Origin of the sequence: Orrella sp. 11846 (assembly GCF_048820935.1) — a bacterium.
GTDB lineage: Bacteria > Pseudomonadota > Gammaproteobacteria > Burkholderiales > Burkholderiaceae_B > Algicoccus.
This window is the reverse complement of the sequence record NZ_JBMERD010000016.1, coordinates 46,081-54,740: the sequence shown is the minus strand read 5'-3', so window position 1 is coordinate 54,740 and position 8,660 is coordinate 46,081. Positions and strand designations below refer to the sequence as shown.

The 8,660-nt window shown below is 48.9% G+C and carries 9 protein-coding genes; 1 reads left to right on the top strand and 8 read right to left on the bottom strand.

The window, feature by feature from the left end; translation table 11 throughout:
* Positions 1-348: purine/pyrimidine permease (locus ACOI06_RS12275; protein ID WP_420662882.1), on the top strand; the 348-nt coding region annotated here is incomplete at its 5' end.
* Between the two features lie 62 nt (positions 349-410).
* Here the strand turns inward: ACOI06_RS12275 and ACOI06_RS12270 are convergent.
* The 8 genes from ACOI06_RS12270 to ACOI06_RS12235 form a co-directional block, all read right to left on the bottom strand.
* The gene (locus ACOI06_RS12270) at positions 411-884 is read right to left on the bottom strand and encodes a hypothetical protein (protein ID WP_420662881.1); all 474 of its coding nucleotides are present in this window, start codon (positions 882-884) and stop codon (positions 411-413) included.
* 98 nt (positions 885-982) lie between these two features.
* Positions 983-1,195 carry a hypothetical protein gene (locus ACOI06_RS12265; protein ID WP_420662880.1) on the bottom strand — a complete coding sequence of 71 codons (213 nt, stop codon included), beginning with the start codon at positions 1,193-1,195 and terminating at the stop codon, positions 983-985.
* 183 nt (positions 1,196-1,378) lie between these two features.
* A complete protein-coding gene (locus ACOI06_RS12260; RefSeq protein ID WP_420662879.1) occupies positions 1,379-3,358 on the bottom strand; it encodes a LapD/MoxY N-terminal periplasmic domain-containing protein in 1,980 nt (659 codons plus the stop codon).
* 29 nt (positions 3,359-3,387) lie between these two features.
* Positions 3,388-4,209, bottom strand: coding sequence for a transglutaminase-like cysteine peptidase (locus ACOI06_RS12255; protein WP_420662878.1), 822 nt, complete (start codon positions 4,207-4,209; stop codon positions 3,388-3,390).
* A 29-nt stretch (positions 4,210-4,238) separates the two neighbouring features.
* Positions 4,239-4,865, bottom strand: a complete 627-nt coding sequence (locus tag ACOI06_RS12250; RefSeq protein WP_420662877.1) for a LuxR C-terminal-related transcriptional regulator — start codon at positions 4,863-4,865, stop codon at positions 4,239-4,241.
* A gap of 18 nt (positions 4,866-4,883) precedes the next feature.
* Positions 4,884-6,245, bottom strand: a complete 1,362-nt coding sequence (locus ACOI06_RS12245) for an HlyD family type I secretion periplasmic adaptor subunit (protein ID WP_420662876.1) — start codon at positions 6,243-6,245, stop codon at positions 4,884-4,886.
* Entirely contained in the window at positions 6,245-8,410 is a 2,166-nt protein-coding gene (locus tag ACOI06_RS12240) for a type I secretion system permease/ATPase (protein ID WP_420662875.1), read from the bottom strand. Before ACOI06_RS12240 ends, ACOI06_RS12245 begins: the two co-directional genes overlap by 1 nt.
* On the bottom strand, positions 8,407-8,634 hold the full coding sequence (locus tag ACOI06_RS12235; RefSeq protein ID WP_420662874.1) for a hypothetical protein: 228 nt from the start codon (positions 8,632-8,634) through the stop codon (positions 8,407-8,409). Before ACOI06_RS12235 ends, ACOI06_RS12240 begins: the two co-directional genes overlap by 4 nt.
* Positions 8,635-8,660 lie beyond the last annotated feature (26 nt).

The following is an 8,660-nucleotide window of genomic DNA, read 5'->3' as shown; positions in this document are numbered from 1 at the left end:
CTAGGTGGTATTTTGTTTGTGTTCATGGGGCTGATCACCCCCATCGGGCACTTCTTTTCACTGCTGCCACTAAGCATCGGCTCGGCTGTGTTGTTTGCCCCTTATTTGCTGCTACTGAATTCTGCGTTGCGTTTTTTCCGGCAAATTAAGCTAGAGACATTGAATATCTATCGGGTGGCGATTCCATTGTTTGTTGGCATTGTGATCATGACACTGCCCGCCGAAGCCTTTCTGTCTATTCCAGATGTCATTCGTCCACTGGCCTCAAGTGGGTTACTCGTGGGGATCTTACTGGCTTTGCTTTTAGAAAATCTGATCGACTGGGATCGTTACGCAGAGCGCGCGTAATCAAAAAACCGTGACAAAGGGCGCGGTTTCTTCGCAATCAACCATGGTTTGAACCATTTTGATTATTTTGATTGGGCCTGCAGCATGGTTTCTAGAAGCGAACGTGCCACGCGGGCTTCATCAAAATATTGCTCATATTCCATGAGGCCTTCTTCCACCTCTGGATTCATCATGAGCTGTGCCGCAGCAGCGCCACCCAGCGATTCAAACGCGATTTCAACGGCGGCTTCACTCTCGTGCTCGACAACGGCTAATAACTCATGCGGACACGATTCTGTGGCCAGTCGCTCCATCATTTTTGCCATTTTTTGGCTGATGCGCGCACGATCTGCAGCGGTAAACGTTGAATAGGCGGCAATGGCTGGGTTTCGAGACAAACTCGCGTACATCCAGACCATCATGTCACGCTTGTCCCTTTCTGAAGTCGATTCGATGAGGCATTCGCTCAGCTTATCGGTGTACACACCAGACTGTGCCACACTAGACAGACTCAACGCACACAGTCCTAAAGCCGCAACCACTATACGTTTACGCATCATTGCCTCCGACCCAAAAGACAAGGCTGGGGCTTATTCTCACCACAGCCTATATTTGATGACTGAATGGTGATTCTGATGAATCAGAACCACACAATTTACTCTTCTTTATCCGCCAACGTCACGATGGCCTGTGCCCAGAGTACATATTTCAACTTTGCAAAATCACGAACCGTCTTGACGTTAAAAGCTGTTTTTAAATGCTCGGCATCATCTTCAGACAAGCCTTGTAATGCCCAGACAGGTGCATCGGCAATTTCTTTCAGAGTTTTATCTTCGAAAGCTTTAACAACAGCGTGGTTAATATTCATAAAACGTTCTCCTAAACAGTTTTGAAATAAAAATCACAATCATGTTGAAATAACCGCACAAAACTCTGATCACAACGCAACCAGAAAACCATTGCACAGTTACCACCAGACTATGATTAATTTATCATGCCAGTTGAGTAAAACGTCTAAAAAAACGCTGTTTACAAAAAAATGCTTAAAACATCACTCTCTCAGATAAACGCCACCCTGCTCTAACAAATTAAGCAGTGCAGTCGAAGGGACTGGTTCAGACAACACACGCACCTGAATACTTTGTGCCGTTTTAAGTAAAGCCGACAACAATTCGAGTCCACCCTGCGTGACTTGCGGCTCGCTCATAAAGCCACCCGCCACTTTCAGATAAGCCAACGGCAAGCCTTCCAAGTGCGCAATCACGTCCATATGCTGATTCACAGAACGTAAACCGATTCGCACACCTGCTTCGCGCAAGATGTCACTCATCAGGCCCACTTCAGATGGATAGGCCGATAACGCCCAGGCATCGAGTTCGACCACCAATCGTGACCATTCGGTTTGTGGATGCTCTGATAAAAACCCTCGAACCTTGTCCGCAAAATCATCTTCCAGCAGGGAAGGCACAGAGAAACGAATCACCAGCTGCCCTTGCTGATGACCCAGCCACTCACAGGCCAATTTGAGTGCTTTGAGGTCAAACGCCCCTGATAAACCCATGCGAACAGCCACGGGAAAAAACACAAACCCTGACAAAGGCGCTGCATCCGGATCATGCGGATTCAATAAGGTCAGGCTGGCATCATGTGTCTCAATAGGATCGCCCTGTATAGACACATAGGTTGTCAGCTGACACGACAGCTGAACAGAGTGATTGGAAAGCGCCTCCTCAAGACGTTGGCGCCATTTTGCGCCTGCCATCACCTGATCGTCATCATCAGCCGCTGCACTTTCAAGCAACAAGGTTTCGATTTCCCCATGGCCTGCACTTTCTGACTTCATAAGTGCATTATCCAGACGGGCAAACACTTCCGGCAACTCATTGCCCCGTTCATAATCGGTCATGGCAAACGCCCAGCGTGCCTGCAACCGTGGTGCCAGTTTGGCACTACGCGTCATCAACGCACGTCGCAATTCTTGCGCAAGCAACATCACATCCGGTCCGGATCCACCATTCATGAGTACGGCAAAGTCTGAGCCGTTCAAGCGACCAATCTCAACATTCAAGTCTTTAAAGCTATTGGCGACCTCTATCAGTAACTGGCCTGTTTCATACAACCATTGATCCACTTCTTGATGGGAAAGTGCCGCCGCAATCTGTCCCAAATCGCGCTGACGCGCCAAAAGAACAAAGCCCATATTTTGGTGTACGTCGGTGGTGTTTTTCTGATGATCCGCATCCGTACTTAAAGATCGGCGCAATTCGTTAATAAAGTAACGACGGTTGGGCAATTGCGTGACCGGATCTTGGTTAACTTCTATGGTCAAACTTTGGATACGAGCGGTGGCTTCCTGACGGCTTGCATACACACGCTCTCGGGCTTTCACGAGCACTTGTTCACGTGGTAGTAGATCAGCAATCACCGTCGAAGTCACAGGCGTGATTTCAGTACGACCTTCCACAATGGCATCGACTTGACGCGTAATTTCATGTCGCAAAGCGGTACGCATCCAGTGCACGGTGAACCACACAAAAATCGCCCATAAAACGCCTGTCAACAATCCCCACAACACAATACGCAATGTGGTTTGCCAGAGCGCTTCCCGGGCTTCGCTGTCGTCTGCAATCACAATCACCTTGCCAACCTGCATCCAGCCTGTCGAGACAGCGCGTTGAGCCAAAGGGGTTTCGAGTGGCAGCAATTGAGAGAACCAAGCAGGTGGACCGTCTTCACTCACAGCATGGCTTTCTCTGGAAACCAGAACCTGGCCCTTGGTATCGACCATTTCCACTTTTTTGAAACGACCTGAGTCAAACAGTGAGGCCACAAAGAGCGTATAGGTCTGAACATCCTGATCATCTGCACCTGCAATTGAAAGCGCCAGCGTAGTCGCAGCGTTTTCACTATCAGCGTGCAGCTGTTCATTCAGATATCCACGCACACCATAGGTGCTAAAGGCGACAGCAAATGTCAGAATTAACAGAATTGCAACGGTGACACTCGCCAAAAGTTGACGCAATAGAGTCATGGTTCAAATCCTCACAATGGGGGTGCTTATCACGGTTCAAATCCCTCTAGACGCATGCGACGCAGAAGGTCTCGCCAATGACCGATCCGGTTGACTGATTCTGAACCCGCAGAACCAGGCACATAAAGACCACCAGCGTTAAAACTAAACACTGGTTTTAAATCTTTACGTTTGCTTGCAGGCAAAATTCGTTTATTTAAATTATCTAAAATCAAGGGTTCTGCATCAGGTTCAGCGTAATAGCCCAACACCATATGCGCAATCCCTTTGGGCGTACTGCCCGGCAGCTGCGCACGAACATAAATAAATCTGAGTTTTTCTGGGTCAACGCCGAGATGAAGCAAAGAAAAATACTTGCCAATCACAAAATCTTCACAATCGCCTGCTGCTTTTGAGAGTGTTTCGATCGGTGTGGCCCAATAATCGACATCACCCCAAATATCGATATCTTCCGCACCCCGAACATGCTGATTCCAAAAACCATTGACCTCGCGCAGCTGATCAGCTTCTTTTTTATTCTGATGATTCGTGAGTGCGGTTAACCAGTTCTGCACCCGACGGGCTGCGTCTTGACCATATTCGGTCTGCGTGTATTGAACGATCGCAGGCGCTTCAAACTGCAGGGCCGCGACGTCAAGCGTCAGACTCAGAGCGCACAAAGCGATCAGAATCAATTTGACACAAAGACGTGCGAGATAGCGCGGTCGATTCATATTCGCTTTTAATCTGCCCAGCAACCCTGAAGGTTGATCATCAAGCCATGGCAGAACGTCGCTTGCAGACTGATGATCAATCCACAGAGTATGCCACCATATCCATGGTGACGGACGAACTCTGTTAGAAACCATCATGATCACGCTCGAGCAAAAAAGTGCGTCTTTTAACGAATACCGTGGACTCTCAAAGCGAGTGCCAAACGATCAGACACATTCAGCTTGGTAAAAACCGACGACAAATGCGCACGTACAGTCCGTTCCGTAATATGCAAAGCATCGGCAATGGCTTGATTGCTATGCCCCATTGCAGCACGTTCGGCCACAATTTTTTCTCTCGGACTCAATATCTCAGCCCAAGCACCTGCATCATCTTTGGGCACATGCGTGTCAATGCCTCGCAACAAACGAGCCAACAACGTCGGCCCCATCCAAACACTACCCTGCTGGACCGTCTGCAGGACCGTGCGCAATGCAATCGCTGGACTATACGCATGCACATAACCACGCGCCCCCGCACTGAGCACGGCTTTAGCCTGTTCATCTGTAGTCTGTGTTGTGGCGACAATGACTTTGAGTGGCTGAAACATTGTCGCAACTGCTGGGTCATCCCAAGCAGGCAAATCGGGTAAATCTGCATCGACCAACACCAGCGCATGTTCCTGCGCTTCCCATGCTTTTAAATCCTCGAAAGATTGACCACGAACTGCATGCCAATTTTTATTGTCAATCTTTTGCCAATGACGCCACAATGCATCATCGCGGGTCAACATCAGCACATCTGCCTTCAACATCCACAGAACTCCACTCAATTAACGCTCAGTAAAGGCGTTGGATTTAGCTCGCAACACCGGCTTGAGCAAATACTGCATCACCGTTCTTTTACCCGTCATAATGTGCGTTTCAGCAACCATACCAGGCAGAATAGGCAAACTATCATCGCGAACAAACGCATTGTCGGTACGCACTCTCACGAGATAAAAGGAATTTCCCTGTTCATCCGTAATGGTGTCTGCACCAATTTGTTCAACCACACCTTCGAGGCCGCCATAAATCGCAAAATCGTAAGCTGTAAATTTCACTTCAGCTTTCTGGCCGGGTCGTAAAAAACCAATGTCACGTGGGTGAATTTTGACTTCCAATAACAAAGTGTCATCTAACGGCACAATCTCAATAATGTCCTTACCCGGCTGAATCACGCCACCTAAGGTATTGGCCATGAGCGACTTCACGGTGCCATTGACCGGCGAACGAATCTCGGCCAAACGCACGCGGTCTGCCAAGCCAACATGCTCTTCACGCAAAGCCGACAAGCGCGATTTCACATCGGACAATTCAACGCGTGCCTGATTTCGCATGCTTAGACTCGATTCAACTAACTTGCTCTCAGCTTCAGCAATTGATGCGCGAATTCGCTCAAGCTGCGCGGCTGTTGATTTGGCTTCACCACACATACGCACTTTCTCACGACGCAAGCGAATCAAATCCACTTCAGACACCGCACCACTGCGCAGCAACGGCTCTGTCAGAGACAACTCTTGAGTTGTGAGCTCGCAGCTTTCAACCGCTTGTTCATGGGTCGCCTGTACTTCCAGCAATTCATTACGACGCTGTAACAACTGATCGGAAGCCTGATTAATCGTGGCCTGCATCTCTTCAGTTTTGGTTTCCCAAACGCGACGCTCTTGCGCAATCAACTCTGGGTTTTCTGCCAAAACTTCTTGCGGATCTTCAAACGCTTCATTGTTGGCCAGTGCTTTCAAACGCGCCGCTTTGGCTAGCAGTGCAAGACGCTCTGCTTTGTTTTCTCCAAGGGTTGAGAAAAACCGAGTGGGATCTACGCGCAAGAGAACTTGCCCTTTTTCGACGCGCTCACCCTCACGCACGAGAATCTCTTCCACAATCCCACCGTCCAGACTCTGAATGATCTGAACCTGACGTGACGGCACGACTTTGCCTTCACCTCGAACAACCTCATCAATGTACGCATAGGTCGCCCAAGCCACCAAAGCCACAATGGCGAACAAACTAATCCACAATAAAGAACGTGCCCCACGGGCCTGTTGCTCATCCAGTGTTTTATAGAGTTCATCCTTGTCGGCTTGTGTTTGACTGGATGTTTCACCAAACGACAGTGGATTTAAGCACCAAAAAGAACGCTGCCATTGAAACATTAGCCAGCCCTCCTTGCTCGTCCAATCCGACCTTCACGCAAGGCTTCGACCACTTGTGCTTTAGGTCCATCAGCCACAATACGACCACTGTCCATCACAATCAGACGGTCAACCAAATCAAGCAACGCGGTTCGGTGTGTGACCAGCACCATCGTTTTGTCTTTAGCTGCCTCTTTCAAACGGCGTTTTAAAGCTGCTTCGTTCTGGTTATCCATATTGCTACTGGGTTCATCCAGTAGAAAGATCGGTGGATTATTAATCAATGCACGCGCCACAGCCACTGTCTGGCGTTGTCCGCCTGACAACGAATCACCGCGTTCACCAATCAGCATGTCGAACCCGTCGGGATGGGTGGCCGCAAATTGATCAATACCAGCCGTACGGGCTGCTTGCAGCATTTGCTCATCGGTGGCAAACGGTGCGGCCATCAAAATATTCTGCTTTAACGTGCCATAAAACAAAACTGGATCTTGAGGCACATGTCCGATGGAGCGACGCAAATCTGCAGGGTCAATCTGCTGAATATCGATCCCATCGATCAACACAGCCCCTTTGGTTGGCGCATACAACCCTAAAATCAATTTTTCTAGAGTCGTTTTACCGGAACCGATACGTCCGATAATGCCGACCTTTTCACCGGCCTTAATGGTTAAGTTGACATCCGACAGGGAAGCTTGCTCCACATTGGGATAAGTAAAACTCACATCACGCAGTTCAATCGCCCCCTCAAAACGCGGACGTTGCACAAAGTTGCGCTCACGCGGTCTTTCAATGGGCATGTTCATATAGCCATCGATCGACTCGAGTGACGTTTGGGCGTGCTGAAGTTGCATCATCAGACCCGCAACCTGCCCCAATGGGGCCAAGCAACGCCCGGCAATCATGGATGAGGCAATAATCCCCCCCATCGACAACATGGCATCTTGAACCAAAAACGTCCCGATAATAATCACCCCAACCGTCACCAGTTGTTGAGCAGATTGCACAAACGACACAGTACTCGAGGATAGGAGCTTTGTTTTAGAGCCAATTTGCGCTAAAAATTCTGTCGACGACTCCCATTTACGCTGAATTGAGCTTTGCGCATTCAGTGTTTTAATGGTCTCTAATCCAGACAAAGCTTCAACCAAAGTGGCATTGCGCTGCGCACTGGCCTGAAACGTTTCGGCAATCAGTTTTTTCATGCGCGCTTGTGTCACAAACGACACCACCAAGATTGCCACAATCGCAACCAAAGGCGGAATTACCAGATACGGTGAAATCCAGCCCAACACGGCTAAAAACAACACTACAAACGGCAAGTCAACCAAAGTCGTCATGCTCGCTGAGGCAATAAAGTCACGCACCGATTCGAATGAACGCAGATTGGAGGCAAACGACCCAACCGAGACTGGGCGGCTTTCCATGCGCAAATCCAACACGCGCTCCATAATGCGTGCGGATAGCTTGATATCAATTTTTTTGCTCGCCATATCGACCACATAAGAGCGTACAGTCGTCAGGACAAGATTAAAAATAATGACAATGGCTATCCCCGTTGAGAGGACCCACAGGGTTTCAATCGCGTTATTTGGAACCACACGATCGTAGACGTTCATGGTGTAGAGCGGAATCACCAACGCGAACACGTTAATCAGCAAAGCGGCGATCAACGCATCTCGGTAAAGTCGTTTATTCTCAAAAACAACTTTCCAAAACCAGTGTTTTCCATCGTCTTGATCCGTATCTTTTGAGCGTTGCTCAAAACGGAACAAAGGTTTCACAAAATAAACCAGTCCGGTGTATAGACTTTCCAGTCTTTCTCGCTCGATTTCTTCTTGTGCACCCGTCTCAGGAAATTGCACCACGCATTTTTGTTCATCAACGGCAAAGAGCAAACAAGCACGCTGGTCATTCAAAATCAAAATCGCGGGCAAAAGCTCCACAGAAAGCGACCCGATCTTGCGCCGCTGCATACGCGCACTCATGTGCGCACGCTCAGCGGCTCTAGGCAGCAAAGAAAGCGTTAATGCATTGTTCACCAACGGCAGACCCGCCGAAAGCTGCTGCGCTGAACATGGATGACCATGAAAACGGGTCAACTCAACCAGACAAGACAGCAACGGATCGTCATGGACTAAATGTAGAGGTACATCATTGAGCGTCTCGGAATTCTTGTTACTCACAGCAGGCCTTCATCCTCTTCATCTTCGATCAAATCCAAAGCATCGCGAAGTCGTGTCCGTGCCTGCTTACGCTGCGAGAGCTTTTGCAGCGCATCGGCAGGCAAGTCCGTCAAACGTAACGTGCCGTTCGAAACAAGTACATCAATCAAATCTTCGAGGACTCGAATAAATTCAACGTCGAGTTCCTGAAAGCCTTGATTCTCATCTTCTCGATTGTCTGTCATGCACGCCTCTGCTGTGAGCTAATTCC